21 protein-coding genes are annotated in these 23,906 nt (G+C 73.8%); 10 read left to right on the plus strand and 11 right to left on the minus strand.

The annotated features are described in order from the left end of the window. The first annotated feature begins 62 nt into the window (after positions 1 to 62). Positions 63 to 1,817, plus strand: coding sequence for a CHAP domain-containing protein (locus KDN32_RS16010; RefSeq protein WP_211733277.1), 1,755 nt, complete (start codon positions 63 to 65; stop codon positions 1,815 to 1,817). 16 nt (positions 1,818 to 1,833) lie between these two features. Here the strand turns inward: KDN32_RS16010 and KDN32_RS16015 are convergent, their stop codons facing one another. The 3 genes from KDN32_RS16015 to KDN32_RS16025 all read right to left on the minus strand — a co-directional run bounded on the left by KDN32_RS16015 (position 1,834) and on the right by KDN32_RS16025 (position 6,313). Further along, the gene (locus KDN32_RS16015; protein ID WP_211733278.1) at positions 1,834 to 3,834 is read right to left on the minus strand and encodes a pre-peptidase C-terminal domain-containing protein; all 2,001 of its coding nucleotides are present in this window, start codon (positions 3,832 to 3,834) and stop codon (positions 1,834 to 1,836) included. A gap of 130 nt (positions 3,835 to 3,964) precedes the next feature. Beyond that, positions 3,965 to 5,467, minus strand: a complete 1,503-nt coding sequence (gene guaB / locus KDN32_RS16020) for an IMP dehydrogenase (RefSeq protein WP_211733279.1) — start codon at positions 5,465 to 5,467, stop codon at positions 3,965 to 3,967. Between the two features lie 24 nt (positions 5,468 to 5,491). Continuing rightward, a complete protein-coding gene (locus KDN32_RS16025) occupies positions 5,492 to 6,313 on the minus strand; it encodes a patatin-like phospholipase family protein (RefSeq protein WP_211733280.1) in 822 nt (273 codons plus the stop codon). Between the two features lie 105 nt (positions 6,314 to 6,418). On the opposite strand from KDN32_RS16025, the gene KDN32_RS16030 reads away from it, so the two are divergent. The 3 genes from KDN32_RS16030 (at position 6,419) to KDN32_RS16040 (ending at position 9,888) form a co-directional block, all read left to right on the plus strand. Further along, a complete protein-coding gene (locus KDN32_RS16030) occupies positions 6,419 to 7,951 on the plus strand; it encodes an ArnT family glycosyltransferase (RefSeq protein WP_211733281.1) in 1,533 nt (510 codons plus the stop codon). A 63-nt stretch (positions 7,952 to 8,014) separates the two neighbouring features. Continuing rightward, entirely contained in the window at positions 8,015 to 8,536 is a 522-nt protein-coding gene (locus KDN32_RS16035; protein WP_211733282.1) for a SigE family RNA polymerase sigma factor, read from the plus strand. Next, positions 8,530 to 9,888 (plus strand): hypothetical protein, encoded by a 1,359-nt coding sequence (locus tag KDN32_RS16040; RefSeq protein WP_211733283.1) that lies wholly within the window; start codon positions 8,530 to 8,532, stop codon positions 9,886 to 9,888. The genes KDN32_RS16035 and KDN32_RS16040 overlap by 7 nt, the downstream gene beginning before the upstream one ends. Here the strand turns inward: KDN32_RS16040 and KDN32_RS16045 are convergent. From KDN32_RS16045 to groES, 3 genes are all read right to left on the minus strand, one after another. After that, positions 9,885 to 10,751 (minus strand): GNAT family N-acetyltransferase, encoded by an 867-nt coding sequence (locus tag KDN32_RS16045; protein WP_307854160.1) that lies wholly within the window; start codon positions 10,749 to 10,751, stop codon positions 9,885 to 9,887. The two genes, KDN32_RS16040 and KDN32_RS16045, sit on opposite strands and share 4 nt — an antisense overlap. 132 nt (positions 10,752 to 10,883) lie before the next feature. Beyond that, on the minus strand, positions 10,884 to 12,506 hold the full coding sequence (gene groL, locus KDN32_RS16050) for a chaperonin GroEL (protein WP_211733285.1): 1,623 nt from the start codon (positions 12,504 to 12,506) through the stop codon (positions 10,884 to 10,886). An 84-nt stretch (positions 12,507 to 12,590) separates the two neighbouring features. Continuing rightward, the gene (gene groES, locus KDN32_RS16055) at positions 12,591 to 12,884 is read right to left on the minus strand and encodes a co-chaperone GroES (RefSeq protein ID WP_211733286.1); all 294 of its coding nucleotides are present in this window, start codon (positions 12,882 to 12,884) and stop codon (positions 12,591 to 12,593) included. Between the two features lie 216 nt (positions 12,885 to 13,100). Between groES and KDN32_RS16060 the strand changes: the two genes are divergently transcribed. Next, positions 13,101 to 14,291, plus strand: a complete 1,191-nt coding sequence (locus KDN32_RS16060) for a class I SAM-dependent methyltransferase (RefSeq protein ID WP_211733287.1) — start codon at positions 13,101 to 13,103, stop codon at positions 14,289 to 14,291. Positions 14,292 to 14,318: 27 nt separating this feature from the next. Here the strand turns inward: KDN32_RS16060 and KDN32_RS16065 are convergent, their stop codons facing one another. Beyond that, positions 14,319 to 16,112 carry a glycoside hydrolase family 3 protein gene (locus KDN32_RS16065; protein ID WP_211733288.1) on the minus strand — a complete coding sequence of 598 codons (1,794 nt, stop codon included), beginning with the start codon at positions 16,110 to 16,112 and terminating at the stop codon, positions 14,319 to 14,321. Positions 16,113 to 16,198: 86 nt separating this feature from the next. Next, entirely contained in the window at positions 16,199 to 16,654 is a 456-nt protein-coding gene (locus tag KDN32_RS16070; RefSeq protein ID WP_211733289.1) for a GNAT family N-acetyltransferase, read from the minus strand. Positions 16,655 to 16,943: 289 nt separating this feature from the next. On the opposite strand from KDN32_RS16070, the gene KDN32_RS16075 reads away from it, so the two are divergent. Further along, complete coding sequence (locus KDN32_RS16075) at positions 16,944 to 17,612, plus strand: helix-turn-helix domain-containing protein (protein ID WP_211733290.1); 669 nt, start codon at positions 16,944 to 16,946, stop codon at positions 17,610 to 17,612. Positions 17,613 to 17,634: 22 nt separating this feature from the next. On the opposite strand, the gene KDN32_RS16080 is transcribed toward KDN32_RS16075, so the two are convergent. Then, positions 17,635 to 18,255: an MBL fold metallo-hydrolase gene (locus KDN32_RS16080; protein WP_211733291.1), complete on the minus strand. Its 621-nt coding sequence runs from the start codon at positions 18,253 to 18,255 to the stop codon at positions 17,635 to 17,637. Beyond that, positions 18,255 to 19,373: an S-(hydroxymethyl)mycothiol dehydrogenase gene (locus KDN32_RS16085; protein ID WP_211733292.1), complete on the minus strand. Its 1,119-nt coding sequence runs from the start codon at positions 19,371 to 19,373 to the stop codon at positions 18,255 to 18,257. Before KDN32_RS16085 ends, KDN32_RS16080 begins: the two co-directional genes overlap by 1 nt. A 164-nt stretch (positions 19,374 to 19,537) precedes the next feature. Between KDN32_RS16085 and KDN32_RS16090 the strand changes: the two genes are divergently transcribed. Together KDN32_RS16090 and KDN32_RS16095 are read left to right on the plus strand one after the other, a co-directional pair. Further along, on the plus strand, positions 19,538 to 20,089 hold the full coding sequence (locus KDN32_RS16090) for a SigE family RNA polymerase sigma factor (protein ID WP_307854161.1): 552 nt from the start codon (positions 19,538 to 19,540) through the stop codon (positions 20,087 to 20,089). Further along, a complete protein-coding gene (locus tag KDN32_RS16095) occupies positions 20,086 to 21,330 on the plus strand; it encodes a hypothetical protein (protein ID WP_211733294.1) in 1,245 nt (414 codons plus the stop codon). The genes KDN32_RS16090 and KDN32_RS16095 overlap by 4 nt, the downstream gene beginning before the upstream one ends. Here KDN32_RS16095 and KDN32_RS16100 read toward each other — a convergent pair. Then, positions 21,311 to 21,934 (minus strand): hypothetical protein, encoded by a 624-nt coding sequence (locus KDN32_RS16100; protein ID WP_211733295.1) that lies wholly within the window; start codon positions 21,932 to 21,934, stop codon positions 21,311 to 21,313. The two genes, KDN32_RS16095 and KDN32_RS16100, sit on opposite strands and share 20 nt — an antisense overlap. Positions 21,935 to 22,028: 94 nt before the next feature. On the opposite strand from KDN32_RS16100, the gene KDN32_RS16105 reads away from it, so the two are divergent. Beyond that, a complete protein-coding gene (locus KDN32_RS16105) occupies positions 22,029 to 22,442 on the plus strand; it encodes a hypothetical protein (RefSeq protein WP_211733296.1) in 414 nt (137 codons plus the stop codon). 3 nt (positions 22,443 to 22,445) lie between these two features. Then, the gene (locus KDN32_RS16110; protein ID WP_211733297.1) at positions 22,446 to 23,897 is read left to right on the plus strand and encodes a hypothetical protein; all 1,452 of its coding nucleotides are present in this window, start codon (positions 22,446 to 22,448) and stop codon (positions 23,895 to 23,897) included. Positions 23,898 to 23,906 lie beyond the last annotated feature (9 nt).

Consider the following 23,906-nt stretch of genomic DNA (forward strand, 5'->3'; position numbering starts at 1 on the left):
CGTCGGTCACCAGTTTTCCCAAACCGGCCACACGCGAGGGCGGTCGTTCCTACCGTGAAGCGGTGGGGATCAACGATGGGGCGACGCGCCACGCGCTCGTGCGGACGACGGCACGCGCGCTCGCGACCGTCTGCGTGACGGGCAGCCTGCTGGCGCTGACGACGCCACACGCGCGTGCCGACGACGACTATCCGTGGGCGAACCAGGGCCAGTGCCCGATCGTCCCGCAGGAGCCGGTGGTCGAGCCGACGCCGCCGCCGACGCCGACACCGACGCCCGCTCCGGGTCCCGGCGTCCCGGGCAGCAAGCCGGGGACGACGGCGGCACCGGAGCCGGAGGCCACCGAGCCGCCTCCCCCGCCGCCGGTCCTCGACCCGGTGACCGGTCACCTCTACGACCCGCGCGGCCCGCGACCGACCTGCGCGCGCCGCGTGTGGGCCATCGACGGCTCGATCGGCGACCCGTGGGGCTTCGTGCTGCGCAACTGCACCAGCTTCGTCGCGTGGCGGCTGCAGGAGCGCAACCGGCTCGACGGCTTCGGCAACCACTTCGGCGGCCGGCACTGGGGCAACGCCGCGAACTGGGACGACGCTGCGCGGGCGCTCGGCTTCCGCGTCGACGGGGTCCCGGCCATCGGGGCCGTGGCGCAGACCGACGCCGGCCGGGTCGGCCACGTCGCCTGGGTCACCGCGATCGGTCCGGGAACCGTGACGGTCGAGGAGTACAACCACGCGCTCCCCGGCGGCTACGGCTCGCGCACCGTCCCCGTCGGCGACTTCCGCTACCTCCACCTGCGCGACGTCGCGCCCTCGCCGCTCGTCGGCTCCGACCGGCCCGTGGTCGCGGTCGCGGACGGCCTCGGCGAGTCGTGGACCGCCCGTGTCGACGCCGGCGGCACGCTGCGCGTCGCCCGCCCCGGCCGCCCGGCGCGGGTCGTCGGTCGCCCGGGCTCCTTCTCGGCCCTCGCCGCACCGGCGCTCGTCCTCGACGGCCGGTCGCGCCCGTGGCTGGCGGCCACGACGTCCGGCGGCCGGGTCCTGGCCGGCGCGCTGCGCGGCCCGCGCTTCGCGCTGCGCGACGTGGGCGCGGCGGCCACCACGTCCAGCCCGGCGCTGGCGCTGTCGCGCACCGGACGCCCGGTGCTCGCCGCGACGTCCGGCGACGGCACCCTCAGCACCCGCCGGCTCACCCAGCGCGGCCGCTGGAGCCGGCCCGACCGCATCGGCCGCGCCGGCTCGTGGGCCACCCACGTCGCGCCGGTCCTCGGCCACGACCGCTCCGGCCGCACCTGGCTGGTGGCGGTGACGGCGCGCGGCGCCACGTACGCCGAGGGCCTCGAGCGTGGCCGGCTGCACCGCCTCGCCGGCCCCCGCGCCTCGATCACCTCGACCCCGGCCCTGAGCCTCACGGCCGACGGGGCGGCGCACCTCCACCAGGTGACCGCCGACGGGCGGCTCACGGTGCGCTCGCTGCGGGCGGGCCGCTGGAGCCGCCCGCGGGCCCTCGAGGGGTCGTGGTCGGTCTACGCCTCGCCCGCGACGGGCCTCGCCGGCAGCGACCTGGTCGTGGCGGTCGCCGACGCGCGCGGCACGGTACGGGTCCGTCCTGCGCTCCCCGGGCAGCGCGTCCGGGTGCGGGTCGGGCCGCTCCCCGGTGGCGACCCGACCCGGTCCCCCGCCTTCGTCACCCGCGCCAACGCGGGCGTGTTCGTGGTGTCGGGCGACGGTCCGCGGACCGGCCGGGCCGGGTTGCTGACCCGGCCGGCCGCGGCCCTCGTGCGCGACTCCTCACCGACCCGGGCGGGCTTCACGCCCTGACCCGGGTCGGTCGCGGTCAGCGGCCGGAGTAGGCCCAGGCGCTGACGTTGAGGGTGTCCTCCAGGCCGGTGAAGCCCTCCACCGGCGAGTAGGAGTCGGTCACGAACCGGACGTTGTCGTCGTCGGCGGTGCCGCCGATGCCGTCCGGTCCCACGCCGTAGAGGTTGGTGGCGAAGTTCGCGCCACCGCTGTCCATCATGTTGCCGACCTCGTCGGCGTTGTCGGTGTGGTAGTTGCCGATCGTGTGGCCGACCTCGTGGGCGACCACGTTGCCCACGGCCTCGGACACGAACTTCACCCGGTCGCTCGACGCGTCCATGAACGTGTTGAGCGACGACGCCGGGCCGGCCGGCGCGCTCAGCACGTCGAGCAGCACGATCGCCTCGTCCTGGTGGCCGTAGTTGCCCGGGTCGATGTACTGCGCGATGCCGATCGTGGAGATGCCGGACTCGGCGATGGAGCCGGCGACGTAGATCCGCGAGACGTTCTCCTGGCCGATCAGCTCGGGGTTGGTGCGGGCGTTGAGCACCTCGACGTTGACGTCGGGGTTGAGCCCTCCGGCCTCGAGCTCGGCCTGCAGGTTGCGGCGCACCACGTTGGTGATCCGGTTCTCGAGCTTGCGGGCGTCGGTCCGGGCGATGCCCCACTGCGGGACGAACGCCGCGAACGGAGAGACGCTGCGCACGCCCGGTCCGCCCCAGGTGCCGGTGTTGACCCGGCCGGGAGCGAAGTCGAGCAGGACGGTCTGCGTGCGGCCGCGGTCACCCTGGGTACCGGGCCGGTAGCCCTCGACGGTGATGTCGTACGCGCCGGTGCCGCCGGTGACCTGGACGGAGTACCAGCCGGCCTCCTCCGCGACGTAGGCGATGGTGGTGTTGCCACCGCCCGGGAGCGGCGAGGTCGGCGGGTAGAGCGAGGAGGCGTCGGTGCCGATGCCGCCCACGCGCTGCTCGCCCGACGGCGTCCGGACCGTCAGCCCGGTCGCCGCACCCTCGGCGGTGGACCCGATGACGTCGCCCGGGCGGAGCCGCACCGAGTAGTAGTCGGCGTCGAGCTGCTGGCTGGCCACGGTGAGCTTGTAGTCGCCCACGTCGGCGCCGCCGGCGCCGCTGCCGGAGTCGAACGGGTCGGCCGGCAGCGGGTCGAGGGCGTAGCCGCCGACCATCACGTAGTAGGTGCCGGGCGTCTCCGGGGCATAGCTGAGGCTGCTCAGCACGCCGGTGCCGCTGTCGTCGTCGGCCACGAGCGGCGTGCCGTCGGCGGCGTAGACCACGAGGATCGTGTCGGTGGTGCTGGCGCTGCCCTCGGTGTCGGCGGTCAGCGTCTGGCCCGCGCCGACCTCGACGGCGTAGAAGTCGAAGTCGTTGGTGCCGTCACCCGTCGTGCCGTGCGGTCCGTCGCCGAGGACGGACGTCACCGTGGCCTTGCCCGAGCCGGCGATGCCGGTGTCGGTGGCGATCGGGATCGCTCCCTGGTCCTCGGCCGTGGTGATCGTGCGCGGGGTGCTGCCCGCCGGGGCGGCGAGGTCACCGAGGATCCGCACGGCCGGCAGCCGCGAGGCGGCGGTGCCGAACTCCGGGATCGGCTCGGCGTTGGCGTGGGTGTCGTTGGAGCCGGCGGTGCCGGCGGGCTCCTCCTCGTCGTGGACGAACGGCGTCGGCACGGCCTTCGCCTTCGCCGACCCGCCCTTGCCGGCACCGAAGGCCTGGCGCCGGTTCGCGGCCAGCTTCGCCGAGTCGGCCCGCTTCTCGGCCTGGGCGTGCATGAGCTTGTTCCAGGCGAAGTAGTTGGCGTCGCCCAGGTCGGGCAGGTTGGCGAGGTAGGGGTTGGGGTTGGCCTTCGCCGTCAGCGCGGCGGCGTCGGTCTCCTTGGGTGCGACCTGGAGTCCCAGGTCGAGGGCTTCCTGCTGCTGCGGCGTGACGGTGTCCTGCCCCGCCGGTGCCGCGATGGACAGGGCCGGTATGGCGAGGGCGACGAGACCGGCGGTGCCGGTCGCTGCCCAGATGCGTGCGCGCACGTGTGTTCCTCCCGAGATGATTCCCGGGATCGAGTCCCCGTGCTGCTGCTCCCGCGTCGGCCTGGGGCCCGATCCCCTGACGAGACGAGAACCTAGGCGCTCTCGACGCCGAGGGGAAGGGTTCTTTCGGCTAGATCCCGGAGTAGTTCGGGGCCTCCACGGTCATCTGGACGCCGTGCGGGTGGCTCTCCTTGAGCGACGCGCTGGTGATCCGGACGAAGCGTCCCTTGTCCTGCAGCTCGGGGATGGTGCGCGCCCCGACGTAGAACATCGACTGGTTGAGGCCGCCGACGAGCTGGTGGGCCACGGCCGACAGCGGGCCGCGGTAGGCCACCTGGCCCTCGATGCCCTCGGGGACGATCTTGTCGTCGCTGGCGACCTCGGCCTGGAAGTAGCGGTCCTTGGAGTACGACTTCTTGCCGCGGCTGCTCATCGCACCCAGCGAGCCCATCCCGCGGTAGGACTTGAACTGCTTGCCGTTGACGAAGACCACCTCGCCGGGCGACTCCTCGCAGCCGGCGAGCATCGAGCCGACCATGACGGCGTCGGCGCCGGCGACGAGCGCCTTGGCGATCTCGCCGGAGTACTTCATGCCGCCGTCGGCGATCAGCGGGACGCCGGCCGGCTTCGTGGCGAGCGAGGCCTCGTAGACCGCGGTCACCTGCGGGACGCCGACGCCGGTCACGACACGGGTGGTGCAGATCGATCCCGGACCGACGCCGACCTTGACCGCGTCGGCACCGGCGTCGACGAACGCCTGCGCGCCCTCACGGGTGGCGACGTTGCCGCCGATGACCTGGACGTGGCGGGTGGCCGGGTCGGTCTTGAGCCGCTTGACCATGTCGAGCAGGAGGTGGACGTGGCCGTGGGCGGTGTCGGCGACGAGCACGTCGACCCCCGCCTCGACCAGCGTGGTGGCGCGCTCCCAGGCGTCGCCGAAGTAGCCGATCGCCGCGCCGACCAGCAGCCGGCCGTCGGCGTCGTAGGACGCGTGCGGGAACTGCTCGCCCTTGACGAAGTCCTTGACCGTGATCAGGCCGCTCAGCCGGCCCTGGTCGTCGACGAGCGGGAGCCGCTCGCGCTTGTGGGCGCGCAGCAGGGCGGTCGCCTCGTCACGCGAGATCCCCGGGTGCCCGGTGATCAGGCCCTCGCTGGTCATCACCTCGGTGACCTTGGTGCTCGCCCACTCGGCGACCGGCGTGAAGCGCAGGTCGCGGTTGGTGATGATGCCGAGCAGCCGGTCGTCGACGTCGACGACCGGGAGGCCCGAGACGCGGTACTCGCCGCAGATCCGGTCGAGCTCCTCGAGGGTCGCGTCCGGGCCGATGGTGACCGGGTTGGAGATGATGCCGGTCTGGGTGCGCTTGACCAGGTCGACCTGGCGCGCCTGGTCCTCGATCGACAGGTTGCGGTGCAGCACGCCGATGCCGCCCTCGCGCGCCATCGCGATCGCCATCCGCGCCTCGGTGACGGTGTCCATCGCGGCGCTGACCAGCGGCACCTTGATCGAGATCTCGCGGGTCAGGCGGGTCGTGGTGTCGATGTCGCTGGGAGCCATTTCCGACTCCCCCGGCAGCAGCAGCACGTCGTCGTAGGTGAGGCCCAGGGCGGCGAACTTCTCGGGGATCTCCACGACCCCAATCCTACGGCCGTCGGCTCAGGCGGCCACGTCGGCGTGGACGAGGGCGTCGACGACGGCCTGCTCGCCGAGGCGGAACAGCGTCCCGGTGTGGGTGAAGTCGAGCATCGTGCCGCAGTAGAAGCTGCGGTCGAGCACGCAGCTGACGACCTGGACGCCCGGATCGAGCACGGCGGACGACCGGTGGTGGATGGAGATGGCCAGCGACCCGATGAGCACGTCGAGCGGCGAGCGCAGCGACCGCTCCGCCGGCGGCTTGGTGACGTCGAGCGCGAAGACCCGGTCGCCCGGCTCGGCGATCGCGGCGGCCGCCGACATCGGCATGTTCTCCGAGATCCCCGCGTCGACGTGGGGCGCGCGCCCGTCGCCGGAGTCCAGCAGGACCGGCGGGAACACCGCCGGGATCGCCGCCGACGCCGCCAGCAGGTCACCGAGCGACCCCGTCGTGTGGTGGTGGGCCTGCCCGGTGTTGAGGTTGGTGGTCGCCACGACCGCGGTGACCGGGAGGTCCTCGAGCCGGGTCGCGGGGATCCAGGAGGCGACCAGGTCCCGCAGGCGCTCGGAGGAGAACAGGTACGGCCGCAGGCGCACGAGGTTGCCCGGGACGGTGGCGCGTGACCCGGTGATGTCCCGCGCGCGCATCGCCATCCACCGGTCGGCGATCTGCTCGACCCGCTCGGGCGTGGGGTCGTAGGCCAGGGAGCACGCGTTGATGGCGCCGACGGAGGAGCCGATGACGACGTCGGGCCGGATCCCGGCGCCGAGGAGGGCGCGCAGCATCCCGATCTGCGCCGCACCGCGCGAGCCTCCCCCGGAGAAGACGAAGATGTTCCTGGTCATGGGCGCCGCCGGGGTGGTCGGGGGGAGGTCACCGTTCCGTTCGGCTGGCGCGCCCCGGACCTGAGGCAAACCGCGTGGGGTGCGGCCGGATGAGAGGGTGTCGGCATGGGGCAGGGACGGGCGGTCTGGCTGGCTGCCCTGATGGCGTTCCTGGCGCGCTTCCCGGGGCTGCTGTGGCCGCTGCGCCCGGACGAGGCCGGCTTCCTGCTGGTCGCGCAGAGCTGGGACCCCGAGCCCGACTCGCTCTACGGCCCCTACTTCGTGGACCGGCCGCCGCCCGTCATCTGGCTGATGCAGGCCAGCGACTGGGTGGGCGGACCGTACGCGCACCGCGTCGTCGGCGCGCTGTGCTGCTCGCTGCTGGTGCTCGCCGCCGCTGCCGCGACCCGTGAGCTCGCCGTCCGGGCCGGCGTCGCGGACCCGGTGGCCGTGCGCCGGCTGCGCGGCTGGGTCGCGATCGCGACCGCGGCCCTGGTCTCGAACGCGGAGATCGACCCGGTCGCCGCGAAGGGCGAGCTGTTCGGCATCCCGCTGGTGCTCGCCTCGTGCTGGCTCTCGCTGCGCGCTGTCCGTCGCTCCTCAGCCGCCGACGCGGCGTGGGCCGGAGGCCTCGCGGTGCTCGCGATGGGCTTCAAGCAGAGCATCGTCGGCGGGCTCGTCTTCGGCGCGGTCCTCCTGGTCGGCACCGCGGTCGCGCGGCACCACCCGTGGCGGACGGTCGCACGCTGCGCCGGCGCCGCGGTGCTCGGCGGGCTGGTGCCGGTCGCCGTCGTGGTCGGCTGGGCGCTCGTGGCCGGCGTCCGGCTGCGCACCCTCTGGTACGCATCGGTCTCCTTCCGCTCCGACGCCAGCCGGATCATCGCCACCCAGGACAGCTCCGGCGCGCAGAGCCGGATCGGCACGCTCGTCGCGGTGTTCGTGGGCGTCGGGATGCTCGGCGTGGTGCTCTGGCTGCTGCTCCGGCTGCGCAGCCTGCTGCGCCTCGACGCGGTGGCCACGGTCGCCGTGCTCACCATGCTGGCCGCCGACCTCGCCGGGGTCGCGGTCAGCGGGAGCTACTGGACGCCGTACCTCTTCGTGCCGATCCCGCCGATGGCCCTCGCCGTCGCGCTGCTCGTCACCCACGAGCGGCTGCACCCGGTGCGCCTGCGGGTGGCGCGCGTCGCGCTGGTGCTGCTGGTCGGCTCCAGCGTGGTGTCACTGACGACCTGGACGGTCACCTGGGTGCACGGTCGGGTCCCCGTCGAGGTCCGCACCGGCGAGGCGATCGCCGCCGTGGCGACACCCGGGGACCGCGTGCTGGTCTACGGCGGGCGGGCCGACATCCAGTGGGCCACCGGGAAGTCCTCGCCCTACCCCTACCTCTGGTCGCTGCCGATGCGGACCCTCGACCCGGGCCTCACCGACCTCGAGGGGGTGCTCACGGGCCCGGACTCGCCGACCTGGTTCGTCGAGGCGACCTTCATCAACACGTGGAGCGAGCTCGGCACCCCCGAGATCGAGGACAACCTGATCCGCAAGTACCAGTTCGTGCGCAGCGCCTGCGACCGCTACCGGATCTACCACCTCAACTCCGTCGACCCCGTCGACGTCGACGTCGACTGCTCCACGCCGTTCCGCACGATCTTCGACCGATGATCCGCGCCGGCGTGCAACCTCCCCGCCACATGGGTGCGTTGGGGAGGACATGGAGCAGAAGTGATGCGTGACGAGGCGGCGTTCGTCGAGTTCGCCGAGTCGGTCCGTGACCGGCTGCGGCGCACGGCGTACCTGCTGTGCGGCGACTGGGACCGGGCCTCCGACCTCGTGCAGGAGGGGCTGATCCGGGTCTACGTCCGGTGGCCGCGCCTGGTGCGGCGCGGCGGCGAGCTGTCCTACGCCCGCAAGGCGGTGGTCAGCGCGTACCTCGACCAGGTGCGTCGCCGGTCCAGCACCGAGCGCCCGCGCGAGGACGACCACACGGTGGCCAGCGACGAGGACGTCGCGACCACGGTGGCGACCCGGCGGGCCCTGGTCGCCGCGCTGGAGCAGCTGCCGCCACGCCAGCGGGCGTGCGTGGTGCTGCGCTACTTCGAGGACCTGTCGGTCGAGCAGACCGCGGCCGTCCTCGGGTGCACCGAGGGCACGGTCAAGAGCCAGACCTCCCGAGGCCTCTTCTCGCTCAGGTCCATGTTCGAGGACTCGCCGTACGGCGAGCTGGTCGAGGGAGCGGTGTCATGGTGAACGAGCTGCGCGAGCTGATGCGGGACGCGACCGAACGGCCGCCCCACGACCCCGGCGACCTGCGCGCCGTACTGAGCGCCGGCCGTCGCCGGGTGCGGGTGCGCCGTGCGGTCACCGTCGGCGGCACGGCGCTGGCCGCGGGCGCGATCGCGCTCGGCGCGAACGCGTGGCTGAACCCCGCCCCCGCCGACCTGGCTGCCGCCGGCGTGCCGCGCCCCGACGCCCCGACCGTGCGCCTGGCCGGTGCACGGCCGGCCGTCGAGGACCAGGACTACCGCGACCTCGCGTCGTGGACCAACGAGGACCTCGAGTCCGACAACGGCGAGTACTTCGACGGCGTAACGGACGACGGCCTGGTGCTGTTCCGCGAGGGGCAGACGATGACACGCCCCGACGTGCGCTATGCCCTGATGGACCCGGCGACCGGCGAGAAGCAGTGGCTGCCAGCCTGGCCGGGCGGGGGCGAGCAGGCGTTCGCCGTGCAACTGTCGGAGGACGAGCTGGTCCTGGGGCGCTTCGAGCAGGTCGGGCAGCGTGGTCTCACGCGTCCGGTCGTCGACGTCTACGAGCGGGCGTCCGAGACCTGGCGGACCGTCTCGTGGCCCGCCCTGCCAGGTGACGAGAACCCCTCGTTCGCCACCGTCGGCCCCGACGGACGCGCCTACGTCGCGGTCGTCACGGACGCGGGCGACGTCCCGCCCGGCGGCTGGCCCGCCGGGCCGGACGGCGAGGCAGACGACGCCGACGCCCCGGGCGAGGTGCGGGCGCTGTGGTCGATGTCGCTGACCGATCCCGACGACGTCCGGCTCGAACAGCGTGGCGTCGGCGACTTCGCCTTCGACGGCGACACCCTGGTGTGGACCGACTCCACCAACGGCGACGCGGGCAGGGTCCATGTCCGCGACCTCACCACCGGTGAGGAGACGTCGTTCGACCCGCAGGCGGGCGCGCGGTGCAACCTGCTCGGCTTCGACGTCGCCGGCGGCCGGATCGCGATGTCGCAGTACTGCGGGACCTACGCCGGCGGCGTGCGCGACGACCGCGTGCAGGTCGTCACCACCGGGGGTGAGCAGGTCGTCACGTTCCAGGAGAGCGGCGTGGAGTCCGGCGCCCTCGTGGGCGGCGGCGACTACCTCGCGCTGACGGGCTGGGACCGGGCGACCGGCGGCACCTACCTCTACGACTTCGGCTCGGCAGAGCTCGTGCGGCTCAGCGACGCGCCCTCGTCGTGGAGCGTGGCCCAAGGCCCGACCCCCGGCGACGAGCTGTTGTGGTCGGAGCCCGTGGGTCGCGCGGTCGAGGTGCTCGGCGCGACGGGCGCCACCGCCCACCTCAGCGAGGTGGTCCGCTAGACCCGGTCGGGCGCGGGCTGGCGGAGCGGGATCCGCACCGTGAGGTCGTCGGTGCCCATCCGGATCCGGCCGCGCAGGCCGCTGCCGAGCACCAGCGGCAGCACCGCGGGGTTGTCGGCGGAGGTGCGGACGACCAGGTCGACCGCGCCGCCCGCCCGCGCCGCGCGCGAGGTCTCCAGCAGCAGGCGGGAGCCGAGCCCGCGACGTCGCCACGCCGGGTCGACGACCAGGTCGAGGTGCCACGAGCCGTCGGGGTCGACCAGCCAGGTCGCCGATCCGACCGCCGAGGCGCCCACCATCGCGCGCACGCCGCCCACCGTCGCCTCGATCCTGGGCTCACCGGCGCTCGTCGTGCCCGGCACGGGTGCGCCGTCGTGGGCGGCCGCGGCGAGGACGTCGGTCACGAGCTCGGCGAGCGCCGTGCCGCGGGCGTGCTCCGCCGCGGTGAAGGGCGCGGTGCGGCGCAGCTGGACCTGGACGTCGCCGATCTCGAGGTCCATGCCGTCCATCAGCTCGTCGAGCTCGGCGGGGTCGGTCTCGGCGTCGAAGAGCCGGGCGACCACGTCGGGGAAGCCCGCCGGGTGGGCGAGGATGGCGCGGGCGGCGAGGACGTAGCGGGTCGGCTGGTCGCCCAGCGACGCCTCCGTGCAGGGCAGCACGCTGACCCGGCTGCCGCCGGCCGCCTCCACCAGCGCCGCGAGGTCGGCGAGCTCCCAGTCGTCCGGGGTGCGCAGCACCAGCTCGTCGGTGACCCGGTCCACGCCGGGGAACACCTGCAGGCCGAGGATGTTCACGCCGGCCTCGCCGCAGTGCGCGGCCAGGCCGGCCAGCGCACCGGGTCGGTCCTCCAGGGTCGTCCGCACTCTCCACAGCATGGGTCGAGGGTGCCCGACGGATGTTTCGAGAGGTGGTGCGCGGCGCTTCGCCCACGTCACGGACGCGCGACAGGCCCGCACCGGAGTCCGGTGCGGGCCTGTCGGGTGGAGCTGGGTCGGTCAGTGGCCGTGGCCGTGACCGTGGCCGGCGGCGGCCGCCGGCTCCTCCTCCTCGGGCTTGTCCACGACCAGGGTCTCGGTCGTGAGCAGCATGGCGGCGATGGAGGTCGCGTTGACCAGCGCCGAGCGGGTGACCTTGACCGGGTCGAGGACGCCCTGGGCGACCAGGTCGCCGTACTCGCCGGTCGCGGCGTTGTAGCCGTTGCCGACGCCGAGCTCGCGCACCTTGGCGGTCACGACGTAGCCGTTCTCGCCACCGTTCTCGGCGATCCAGCGCAGCGGCTCGTCGGCGGCCTTGCGGACCACGCGGACACCCGCGGCCTCGTCGCCGGTCAGGCCGAGGTTGTCGTCGAGCACCGAGACGGCGTGGATGATCGCGGAGCCACCGCCGGGGACGATGCCCTCCTCGATCGCGGCGCGCGTCGCGGAGACGGCGTCCTCGATGCGGTGCTTCTTCTCCTTCAGCTCCACCTCGGTGGCGGCGCCGACCTTGATCACGCAGACACCGCCGGCGAGCTTGGCGAGGCGCTCCTGGAGCTTCTCGCGGTCCCAGTCGGAGTCGGTGTTCTCGATCTCGGCCTTGATCTGGTTGACCCGGCCCTCGACGGCGTCGCGGTCGCCCGCGCCGTCGACGATGGTCGTGTTGTCCTTGGTGATGACGACGCGACGCGCCTGGCCGAGGACCTCGAGGCCGACCTGGTCGAGCTTGAGGCCGACCTCGGGGGCGACGACCTGGCCGCCGGTGAGGACGGCGATGTCCTGCATCATCGCCTTGCGGCGGTCACCGAACGCGGGGCTCTTGACCGCGGCGACGTTGAAGGTGCCGCGGATCTTGTTGACCACGAGGGTCGACAGCGCCTCGCCCTCGACGTCCTCGGCGAGGATGAAGAGCGGCTTGCCGGTGGCGATGACCTTCTCCAGGACCGGGAGCAGCTCCTGGATCGAGGAGATCTTGCCCTGGTGCAGGAGGATGTAGGGGTCGTCGAGGACGGCCTCCATCGACTCCGGGTCGGTGACGAAGTAGGCCGAGATGTAGCCCTTGTCGAACTGCATGCCCTCGGTGAACTCGAGCTCGGTGCCCATGGTGTTGGACTCCTCGACCGTGATCACGCCGTCCTTGCCGACCTTGTCGAAGGCCTCGGCGAGCAGGTCGCCGATGTGGCTGTCGCGGCTCGAGATGGTCGCGACGGACGCCATGTCCTCGCGGGACTCCACCTCGCGGGCGGCCTCGCGCAGCGCGTCGCCGACGGCCTCGGCCGCCGCGTCCATGCCGCGCTTGAGGCCCATCGGGTTGGCGCCGGCAGCGACGGCGCGCAGGCCCTCGTGGACCATCGCCTGGGCGAGCACCGTGGCGGTGGTGGTGCCGTCACCGGCGATGTCGTTGGTCTTGGTCGCGACCTCCTTGGTGAGCTGGGCACCGAGGTTCTCGAACGGGTCGTCGAGCTCGACCTCACGCGCGACGGTCACGCCGTCGTTCGTGATCGTGGGGGCGCCCCACTTCTTGTCGAGGACGACGTAGCGGCCCTTGGGGCCGAGCGTGACCTTGACGGCGTTGGCGAGCGCGTCGACGCCGCGCTCGAGGGCGCGGCGGGCGTTCTCGTCGAACTCCAGGATCTTGGGCATCTGTGTGCTCCTAGGAAGGGTTGATCAGGGCCTGACGTGCACCGGTCCCGGCCGGCACGGGGCCGGCCGGGACACGAGGGTGCGTCAGGAGACGACGGCGAGGACGTCGCGGGCGGAGAGGATGAGGAACTCCTCGCCGGCGTACTTGACCTCGGTGCCGCCGTACTTGCTGTAGATGACCTTGTCACCCACCGCGACGTCGACCGGGACGCGGTTGCCCTTGTCGTCGACACGACCGGGGCCGATCGCGAGGACCTCGCCCTCCTGGGGCTTCTCCTTCGCGGTGTCCGGGATGACCAGGCCGGAGGCGGTGGTCTGCTCGGCGTCGAGCGGGCGGACGACGATGCGGTCCTCGAGGGGCTTGATGTTGACCGACACTTCGGATCAACCTCCACTTTCTCTGGCGCGTGTTTCTTCAGGACGTGGTCCCGTGGAGTGATCGGCACGCCGTCGCGGGGATCGAGCCGGAGCCACGGGTATTGGCATTCTCGGGGTGAGAGTGCCAAGGCTGACGCTAGCACTCTCCCCAACCGAGTGCTAGCACAGGCCGTTCCCGGCGGGACCGACGCCCGGGCGGCCTGACAGGATGCGGGCGTGGAGCTCGAGACGCTGGCGTGGCTGCGGACCCCCGACGGCGCGCGGCTGATGGAGGTCGCGGCGCAGGCGTGGACCGAGCACGCGGGCGATCCCGTACGAGTCGCCGGAGCCGTCCGTCGCGTCGAGCCCGACCCCGAGCGGGCCGCGGCGGCGACCACGCAGGCCCAGCTCCGCGAGCGCGGCGTGGTCAAGCTCGGCGAGGCGGCGCGCCTGATGTTCTTCACGCCCGACGCGCTCGAGCAGTCGACCCGCGCCCGGGTCTCGGCGCACCGCGCTGCGCGCCTGGCCGCGGCGATCCCGGGCGGCAGCGTGATCGACCTCGGGTGCGGCGTCGGAGGCGACCTGGTCGCCTTCGCGAGGGCCGGGCTGATCGCCGCGGGCGTCGAGCTCGACCCGGTCCGTGCCGCGATGGCGCAGGCCAACCTGGACGCCCTCGGCCTGCCCGGAGCGGTCCAGACCGGCGACGCGACCGCGCTCGACCCGCGCGGGTTCGACGCGGCCTTCGCCGACCCGGCCCGCCGCACCGGCCGCGGTCGGGTGTTCGACGTCGACGGCTGGACCCCGCCGTGGCCGTGGGTCCTCGACCTGCTCGACCGCCGCTCCCTCGTCAAGGTCGCCCCCGGCATCGGCCACGACCTGGTGCCGCCCGGGGTGGAGGCCGAGTGGGTCAGTGACGGCGGCGAGGTCAAGGAGGCCGTCCTCTGGTCCCCCGACCTGTCCACCACCGACCGGCGGGCCACCGTCATCGCCACCGCCGGGCTGGCGACGCTGACCGACGAGGACGCCCCCGCTCCCGGCGAGGACGGCACCCACGTCCGCGCCGTCGGCGCGTTCCTCTACGAGCCCGACGGCGCCGTGATCCGAGCGGGTCTGGTCACCGCCGTGGCCGCGGGCGTCGGCGGCGGGCTGGTGGACGAGCACATCGCCTACGTCACCTCCGACGACTCGTTCCGCACCCCGTTCGCCCGCGGCTACCGCGTCCTCGAGGAGCTCCCCTACCGCGAGAAGCAGCTGCGCGCGGCGCTGCACGAGCGCGGCGTCGGCCGCCTCACGATCAAGAAGCGCGGCGTGCAGGTCGTGCCCGAGGAGCTGCGCCGGCGGCTGGCGCTGTCGGGCGACCAGGAGGCGACGATCGTCCTGACGCGCGTCGCCGGCCAGGGCACCGCGCTGCTCGTCGAGCCGTTCTGACGCGCCGGACACCTCCGGCGCGGACCGTCAGCAGCCCCGCCTGCTGATCCCCGCCACCGTCACGGGCAGCCGCCCGGGCGCCACGGCCTGGCCGCGCAGCACCTCGACCAGGACGTCCATGGCCGCGGGGGTGTCCCCGTAGGTGGCGATCCGGGTCGGGGCGCTCACCCGTCCCAGCGCCCACGGGCTGTCGGTGGCCACCGCCACCTCGCCGTCGACGGGCGCGTCGTGGAAGCCGGTGAAGCCGACCGACGTCCCCGTCGCGAGCCGCGCGTCCTCCCGCGCGGTCCAGCGCGCGAGGCGCCGCTCGCGCCGCGCCTCGGCGCGCTTCCACTCGCGACGACGCTCGCGGTAGTGCCGGCGTCCTTCGTGACGGCGTCGCTCCGGCCGGGGACGCGCACGGGTCAGACCGGCGGGCGGCGACCGGCGCAGCAGCACCTCCAGTCCCGCGCGTCCGGCTGCGGCCGCGAAGGCCGCGACCGCTCCCGGGTCGCCGTGGGCGTGGACGCTCGCCCCGACCAGCGGGCCCGAGCAGGCGCCGTCGGTCACCGTGATCGCCGCGGCGGACAGCGCCCGCGAGGCGCGCTGCGCCTCCCGGGTCACGGCGCCCGCGTTCCCGGCGCCTTCCGCCGTCGCGTCGCGCAGGTGGCTGAGCAGGGCGACCTGCCGGGCGGCCGCCTGCTCGAGGCGGCGGCGCGGCAGCGCACCGGTGCGGACCGCGCGCACGAGCGCGGTCCGGGCGAGCGCGGGCGACGGCGGCATCAGCAGCACGTCGACGCCGGCCCGGACCGCCTGCACCGCCACGCGGCCGCCGTCGCGCCCGCGGGTGACTCCTGCCATGTCGAGGGCGTCGGTCACCACGAGCCCACCGAAGCCGAGGTCGTCGCGGAGCAACCCGGTCACCACCGGGCGGGACAACGACGACGGGACCCCGCGGTCGAGCACGCGCACGTCGAGGTGGCCCACCATCACGGCCGGGAGGCCGGCGCCGACCGCCTCGCGGAACGGCACCAGGTCCGTGCGCTCGAGCTGCTCGCGGGTCTTCGTCTGGACCGGGAGCGTGACGTGGCTGTCGGCGGGCACCGAGCCGTGCCCGGGGAAGTGCTTGACGACGGGCAGCACCCCCGCCGCCGAGAAGCCGTCGGCGGCCGCGACGACCTGCTCGGCCGCGCGCGCCGGGTCCGACGACGCGGCGCGCGACCCGATGGTGGGGTCCCCCGGCCCGGAGGTCACGTCCGCGTCGGGCGCGAAGTCGACGGTGAACCCGAGCCCGCGCAGCTCCGCCCCGCTCGCGGCGTACGCGCGTCGCGTGAGGTCGGTGTCGCCGGCAGCCCCCGCACTCATGAAGGAGGGGAACCGGGTGGCCACGCCGCGGAGCCGCTCGACCACGCCGCCCTCCTGGTCGACCCCGAGGAACAGCGGCCATCCCCGCCTGCGCTCGGACCGCGTGAGCCTGCGGTTCACGGCCCTGACCTGGTCGGCCGAGGCGACGTTGGCGTCGAAGGCGATCACCCCGCCGAGGTGCAGGTCGTGGACCATCCGCACGGGCGCGCGGGTCCCCGACCACGAGGCGACGATCAGCTGGCCCGCGAGGTCGGGCAGCCTCAGCCGCGCGACCTGCTCGGCGGCGCGGTCGAGCTCGGCGCGGTCGGGACCCCAGCCCTCGTCGAGGCCCAGCTCCTCCGACGGGCTGGGCGGGACCTCGTCCGCGGCGTCCGCGGCGTCCGCCGCGGCTGCTCCGGCGGGGCGCCCCTCGCCGGTCGCGCCGTTGCCGGCGCCGTCACCGTCGCACCCGGCGAGGGACGCGGCGAGCGCCAGCACGAGTGCTCCCGCGGTCCCTCGGACCCGCCAGGACGCTGCGCCACCAGTCCTCGACACCACCCACTCATCGTGACACGTGCCGGGCCTCAGCGACCGTGCCGGTCGGGGCGCCCCCACGGCCAGGCGTTCTCCAGCCAGTCCCGCACCGCGTCGGCCAGCACGTCGTCGAGGTGCGCGTGGTCGGCGCGCACCCACGACTGCACCTCGACATCGTGCTCCGGCGCGGATGACGGGTAGAGGTAGACGCACCCGATCACCTCGCCCGAGACGGTGGAGAGGACGGTGAAGGTGAAGCCACGCCGTGCCTCGAAGTCGGCCGCGTGCCGGGTGAGGTCGGCGAGGTTCTCCTCCGCGGTCATCCCCCCTGGCGGTGGCCACTGCCCGTCGGGATAGCCCGGCGTCGCCCGGACGTGCTCGATGCTGGAGGACCACGCCGCGAGGTCGGACTCGTTGTGCTGGGGCCCGAGCGGCTCGAGGCGGAACTCGTCGGCCACCAGGGATCGCGGCGGATCGAAGCCGGATGGGACGAACGGCTCGCTCATCCCCCGACCGTAACGGCCGGGCGCCCGCCCGCGCGCGCCGTTTTCGCCGCCACTCCCCGGGGTGCCCGCTCGACCGTGGGACCTGAGTCGGCCTGCGACTCAGGCGCCAGCATCGGCGGAAGGCGCCTGTGTGGTCGTGGGATGCGGCCCGCGAGCCGCGGTGCCAGAGACCGTGGTGCCCCCTCGCCCCCGTGGGCTGGGGATGAGTCGGGCTTGTGGAGAGAGGGCCGTCCGGTGTCGGTGGCCCGGAGTGGGATCGACACGACGCACCCGACGGGGAGGGAACGAGATGACCATCAGCGTGCAGCGGGTCGATCCGGAGGAGATGAGCGAGTGGACCGACGCCGAGGTCGACGTCTACCTGCTCGGGCCCTTCGACGGCGGGGTCCCGGGAGTCGTACGGCGCGTGCGGCGGGTCCTCGACGTGTCGCAGCGCGGGCTGGCGGCGATCCTCGGCATCTCGCAGTCGCAGGTCGCGCGGTGGGAGACCGGCCGCACGAGCCCGCGGGCGGACACGGTCGTGGAGCTCCTGCGCCTCGCGCGGCTGCGGGTCACGCTGACCGACGCGGAGACCGGTGAGGAGGTGGAGCCGATGCGCGACGACGGCGGCCGCGACCGGGCCCGCCGCCGCTACCCCGCGCACGTCGACCTGGAGGTCACCGGATGGTGGGCACCGCGCGACGCGATGTCCACGGGCCAGGGCGCGCGGTGGCGGGTCCGATCGCGGCGCCGGCAGGTGCCGCGGGTGCGCTACCACCTCACGCCGTGGCGCCGGGTGATGCGCTGGGTTCACGGGACTCCCGTCGACCACCCGGGGCTCCACCAGCTGGTCGCGGAGGCCTTCCACCTCGACGACGTGCGGGAGGAGCGCCACCGACGCGCGGTGGCGCTCCGTCCGGCACGTGCGACGCCGCCGCCGCCCGACCTCGGACCGGGCGGCGACTGGTCCGAGGACTGACCCCGGAGCCCTGGCACTCGCCTCAGACGTTGGCCTTCTCGGCAGCGATGGTGGTGTCGGGGCCGTGGCCGGTGTGCACGACCGTCTCGTCGGGCAGCTCGAAGAGGCGCTGGCGGATGGAGTCCTTGATCAGGTCGCCGTCGGAGAAGGAGCGCCCGGTGGCACCCGGGCCGCCCTCGAACAGGGTGTCGCCGGTGAAGACGCACCCGAGGTCGTGGACGTAGAGGCACACGGCGCCGGGCGCGTGGCCGGGCGTGTGGATCACCGTGACCGCCGCGCCCCCGATCGTGAGGGTCATCCCGTCGGACAGGTCGACGTCCCAGAGCTCGGCACCCGGCTCGTCGCCGCCGTGGGTGAGCTCCCACAGCGGTCGGTCGTCGGGGTGGAGCAGGATCGGCGCACCCGTGGCGACGCGCAGCGCCGGCGCCACGCCGACGTGGTCGTCGTGGGCGTGGGTGCACACGATCGCCTTCACCGACCGATCCCCCACGAGGCGCAGGATGGCGTCGACGTCGTGGGGTGCGTCGATGACGAGGCACTGCTCGTCGTCGCCGATGACCCAGACGTTGTTGTCGACCTGGTGGGTCTCCCCATCGAGGGAGAAGGTCCCGGAGACGACCGCGTGGTCGACCCGCGCCGTCATCAGAGCACCACCACGGACCGCAGGACGTCGCCGTGGTGCATCTTCTCGAAGGCGGCCTCGACGTCGTCGATGCCGATCTCCTCGGTCACGAACGCGTCGAGGTCGAGGCGGCCCTGCTGGTAGAGGTCGACCAGCATCGGGAAGTCGCGCGAGGGCAGGCAGTCGCCGTACCACGACGACTTCAGCGAGCCACCGCGCCCGAAGACGTCGATCAGCGGGATGTCGGGGACCTTCATGTCCGGGGTCGGGACGCCGACCAGGACCACGGTGCCGGCGAGGTCACGGGCGTAGAACGCCTGCTTCCACGTCTCGGGCCGCCCGACCGCGTCGATGACCACGTCGGCACCGCCCTCGTGGCCGGTGCCGTCCGGCGGCGGGGTGAGCGCGCGGATCGCCTCGACCGCGTCGGTCTCCTTGGAGTTCACCGTGTGGGTCGCGCCCAGCTTCTTCGCGGTCTCGAGCTTGCGGTCATCGATGTCGACGGCGATGATCCTCGCCGCGCCGGCGAGCGCGGCGCCGGCGATCGCGGCCGCACCCACGCCGCCGCAGCCGATCACGGCGACGGTCGACCCGCGCCCGACGTTGCCGGTGTTGATCGCGGCTCCGAGGCCGGCCATCACGCCGCACCCCAGGAGCCCGACGGCGGCCGCGCGGGCGGACGGGTCCACCTTGGTGCACTGGCCGGCCGCGACGAGCGTCTTCTCCGCGAACGCACCGATGCCGAGCGCGGGCGAGAGCTCGGTCCCAGCCAGGTCGCCCTCGGCGAGCGTCATCTTCTGGGAGGCGTTGTGGGTGGCGAAGCAGTACTGCGGCTCGCCCCGGTTGCAGGCCCGGCAATCACCGCACACCGCGCGCCAGTTGAGGACCACGAAGTCACCCGGCGCCACCGAGGTGACGTCCGGTCCGACGGCCTCGACGACGCCGGCCGCCTCGTGGCCGAGGAGGAAGGGGAAGTCGTCGTTGATGCCGCCCTCGCGGTAGTGCAGGTCGGTGTGGCAGACCCCGCAGGCCTGCACCTTCACCACGGCCTCCCCCGGACCGGGGTCGGGGACGTTGATCGTGGTGAGCTGGACCGGCTCGCCCTTCGCGAGCGCGACCACTGCCTTGACCTGCTGCATCTGTGCCTCCTTGCACGGGGATGTCGACACACGGGGGGTGTCGGCACGGGGGGTGTCACCGCAGAGCCTCGCAACGTCGTCCAAGCCCGTGCAACCCCGCGCGCCCCGACCGCGTCCTCACCCCGAACGACGATGATCGAGGGGTCAGCAGGATGGATGGAGCAGTGACGACGAAGACCGAGGCGGAGGTGCCACGGGGGTCGGACAAGGACGCCGACTTCTCGGCGTACATGGCTGCCCGCCAGGCGGCGCTCTACCGCACGGCGTACCTCCTCAGCGGTGACCACGCCGGCGCCGAGGACCTGCTGCAGAACGCCTTCGCGAAGCTCTACCTGTCGTGGGACAAGGTCCGTGACCACGCGGCCCTCGACGGCTACGTCCGCCGGGTGATGGTCAACGAGCACAACTCGCTGTGGCGTCGGGCCTGGAAGCGTCGCGAGCACTCCACCGACCGGCTCCCGGAGGCGGGCGCCGACGACACGTACGACGACGGCCTCGGCGGTGAGCTGTGGGCGTTCGTCCAGACCCTCCCGCCCAAGCAGCGCTCGGTGGTCGTCCTGCGCTACTACGAGCAGCTCAGCGAGGCCGAGATCGCCGACGTGATGGGCATCTCGACCGGCACGGTCAAGTCCCAGGCGAGCCGGGCCCTCGCGGCCCTGCGCGACCGCGCTCCCCAGTCACTGAACCCCCACCAGTCCGGAGACGACGTCCGATGAACCACACGCCCCTCGAGGACCAGGTGCACGACGCGCTCGCGCGTCGGGCCAAGCCGCTCCAGCACCCTCCGCTCGCCCTCGGCGACGTCCGCCGGCGTGCGCGCCGGATCCAGGTCCGCCGTCGCGTCGCCGCCGGCGTCGCGGTCGCCGCCGCGCTCGCGGTCGCGGTCCCCGTCGGGCTCGCGCTCGACGGGCCGGCTCGGCGCACCGAGCAGCCCCCGGTCGACCGCACCCCCGGCGTCGTCGGCACGGTCCGGGTCGACCCGCGCAGCGCGAGCGTCGGTTCCGGACCCGGCGCACCGCTGGTCGACGTCGCCGCCCAGACGGTGACCCTGGGCGACGAGGTCGTCGAGCTCCCGAAAGCCTACGAGCTGGCCACGCCGTTCGGGGACGGCTGGTTCGCCGCCCTGCGACAGGACGACGGCGCCTGGACGGTCAACTGGCTGACCCCGGACCTCGAGGTGGAGGACTTCACCGACGGCACCAGCGAGCCGGTCCTCGCCCCCGACGGCTCGCGCTACGCGGTGGCGTCGTTCGACAGGGTCGGCACCTGGGCCGTGATGAGCTACGACACCGCGCGCCAGGAGCCCGAACGCCCCTGGGCCTCCGTCGAGCAGGCGTCCCCGGGATCCACGGTCGGCATCGTCGGGTTCGTCTCCGAGGACCAGGTGCTGGGCTACCAGCTCGACGCGCAGACCGGGACCTCCTCCTACTTCGTCGCCGAGGGCGAGGAGGTGACGCCGTACGACGGCATCGAGGAGGCCGCGAGCGCCTCCCCCGCGACCGGGATGGTCGCCGGTCGGACCACGCTCGCCGACGGCCGCTCCTGCGCCGCCACGTTCGACGGGGCCTCCCGGTCCGCCGAGCCGCTGTGGACCGACTGCGACCGCGAGCTCAGCCAGTTCAGCCCGGACGGCAGCCTGGTCGCGGCGTTCGGCGCAGGGGACCCGAACGCGGCCGGCGACGAGTCCGGGGTGTCGCTGCTCGACGCCACCACCGGCCGCTCGCTCGTCGACTTCGAGGTGACGCCGGTGCGCAACCGGGTCGTCGGGATCGCAGACCAGGTCGTCTGGGAGGACGACGAGCACCTGCTGGCGACCTACACCGACGGCGACCAGCAGTTCGTCGTGCGCCTCGGGGTCGACGGCAGCGTGGAGCGGGTGGCCGGACCGGTGACGGTCGAGCTCGGCACCGTGGGCCTGCGGCTGACTCCTGGGCGGCTCAGTCCAGGTCGGTCTTGAAGCTGGCGAGCAGGCGGCCGATGACCTCCTGCTGCTCCTCCTCGGTCAGCGTCTCGGGGTAGCCCGGGACGTAGATCCGCACGTTGATCACCCACGCGGAGTCGAGGAACATGATCCCGAACTGGTGCGCGATCTCCGACGGGTCGGTCGTGGTGTCGACGACGTGCCAGGCGCTGTACTTCCCACCGGCGACGGCGTCGTCCTGGCGCACCTGCACCTTCGGGCCGCCGTGCTCGTTGATCCACTCCTTGGCGAAGGCGTCGAGCGACGTCTTCGCGGTGAGGCTGGGGGCGAACGTGACGGCGCTCTGCCCGTCGTTCCAGCCCTGGGCGATGCCGTAGTCGGTGAGGTGCTTGTAGGTCGAGAGGGCGTGCATGCTCGCGCCCGGGACCTTGATCCGGCCACCGTCGGCGGGCGGGTACGAGGTCGGGGTGGGCACCGGCACCGGCGACGGGGACGCGCTCGTCGAGGAGTCCGTCGAGCCGTCGCCGGAGCCCGCGGACCCCTTCTCGTCGGCCGACGAGCCGCACCCGGCGGCCAGCGCCAGCACGGCGGTCGCGGCGAGGACGCCGCACGTACGCAGGGACCACACCCGAGATCGCATGCGCTGGAGCCTAGTCGGAGGGCAGGATGCTGCCGGCGCGAGATCCGCGACATAAAGTGGTTTCGGCCGCGTGCCCCGGGGGAAAGGACAGACCATGCTGCCGCTCGAAGACAGGGAACTGCTCAACCAGACGATGCTCGGGTTGAACATCGATCCCGAGACCACCGCGTCGTTGATGGCCTCCTTCGACAAGGCCGCCACCGGTGTCGAGGCCAACCCCGTCGCTCCGGTCCAGAGCGCGTCGTTCGGCGACTCCTACACGGGTGGCTACCGGCTCGGCACCAACGTCGAGATGGCGACCCAGGCGGTGCACGACGCCCTGCTGGGCCTCGCCAACGGCCTGCGTGGCATGAGCTCGTCCATGGACGAGCTCGTCAAGGACGTCGAGAACACGACCGAGCAGACGACCGCCACGATGATCCGGTTCCAGCAGGCCACCGACTGCGTCGCTCCGCCGACGTTCGCGCCGGCCGCCTCCTGCACCGCCCCGACCACCGAGGAGGGCTGAGGCGTGACCAAGGGACCCAACCGCCTCCGCCTCGACGAGTACCTCACCTCCGCCTCCGGTGGACTCGTCGAGAACGCCGGGCGTGACTGGAAGAAGAAGGCCACCGACCTCCGCGAGCTCGGCGACGCCCTCAAGCAGGCCGCGGCGCAGGCCGAGCTCCGCATCGGCGAGCAGACCATGTCCGGCCCCGCGATCCGCGCGGCGATGGAGAAGTCGTCCGCCTCCCTGATCACCCGGTCCGAGCAGCTGACCGCGGCCGGCGAGGCGCTGCGCCAGGTCGGCGAGCTCATCGCCGACGCCCGTGACCAGCGCGACTCCCTCGCAGACCTCGGCGAGAAGCCCGCGCCCTACCAGGCCCCGCCCTCCGGCGGCACCCAGCCCACGCCCGAGGAGATCCAGGCGCAGGCGGACGCCTCGCAGGCCCGCGCGAACGAGCGCACCGCTTGGCAGTCGCAGTACGACAAGCAGGAGGCCAAGGCGCTCGCCCTGACCAAGCAGATGGACGCGGCGTTCCTCGGCGCCATCCCGCCGATGAAGGAGATCCACGGCCAGCCCGATCCGACGGAGCCGCCGCCGACGGTCCCCGGTGGCCCCGGCGGCACGTACCTCCCCGGCACGCAGGCGCCCCCGGTCACCGGCGGCGGCAACGGCGAGACCGGCATCAAGCGCGACCCCGAGACCGGCATCGTCGACAACGGCAACAACAACGGCAACAACAACAACACCAAGCACCCGCCGACGACGACGCCGACCACGACCCCGACCTCCACGCCGACGACGACCCCGACCACGACACCGACCACCACGCCGACGACGACCCCGACCCACGTGCCGACGACGTCGGTGATCGGGTCGTCGCAGGACGGCATCGCCTACCACGGCGGCTCATCGACCGCGCCGGGCTCGGCCGGGGTGACCGGCGGGTCGGGCGGCGCCAGCTCGGCCGCCGCCCTCGGCGGTGCCGGCGGGGCCGGCGCCCTCGCGGGCGGCGCGGTCCGCTCCGGTGGTGTCCCCACGGCGGCCAGCGGCGGCTCGGCCACGCGCCCGATCGGCTCGACCGGCCGCACCGGCAGCGCCAGCGCCCTCTCGCGCGGCGCCACCTCCTCCAGCACGTCGGCCGCCCGCTCGGCCGGCACCACCGGGTCCACCGCCCGGGGCGCCGCCTCCGGCAGCACGGCCGGGCGCGGCTCGGCAGGCTCGGCCGGCAGTCGCGGGAGCGCCGGCAGCGCCGGCGCGCGCGGCGCCGCCGGCGGCTCCGGCTCCCGGTCCGGCTCGGCGGGCTCGAAGGCGGGCTCGACCGCGGGCGGTCGCGGCAGCGGGGCCCGCGGCACCGGCTCCGCCGGTGGTCGCGGCGGACGTCGCTCCGAGGACGAGAAGGCGCAGGGACGCGACGCCCTGGTCTACGACCAGGACTGGCTGGGCGACGACGACGTCGCCCCCGGCGTCCTCGACTGAGGTGTCCCC

Source organism: Nocardioides palaemonis (genome assembly GCF_018275325.1).
Classification (GTDB): Bacteria; Actinomycetota; Actinomycetes; order Propionibacteriales; family Nocardioidaceae; genus Nocardioides; species Nocardioides palaemonis.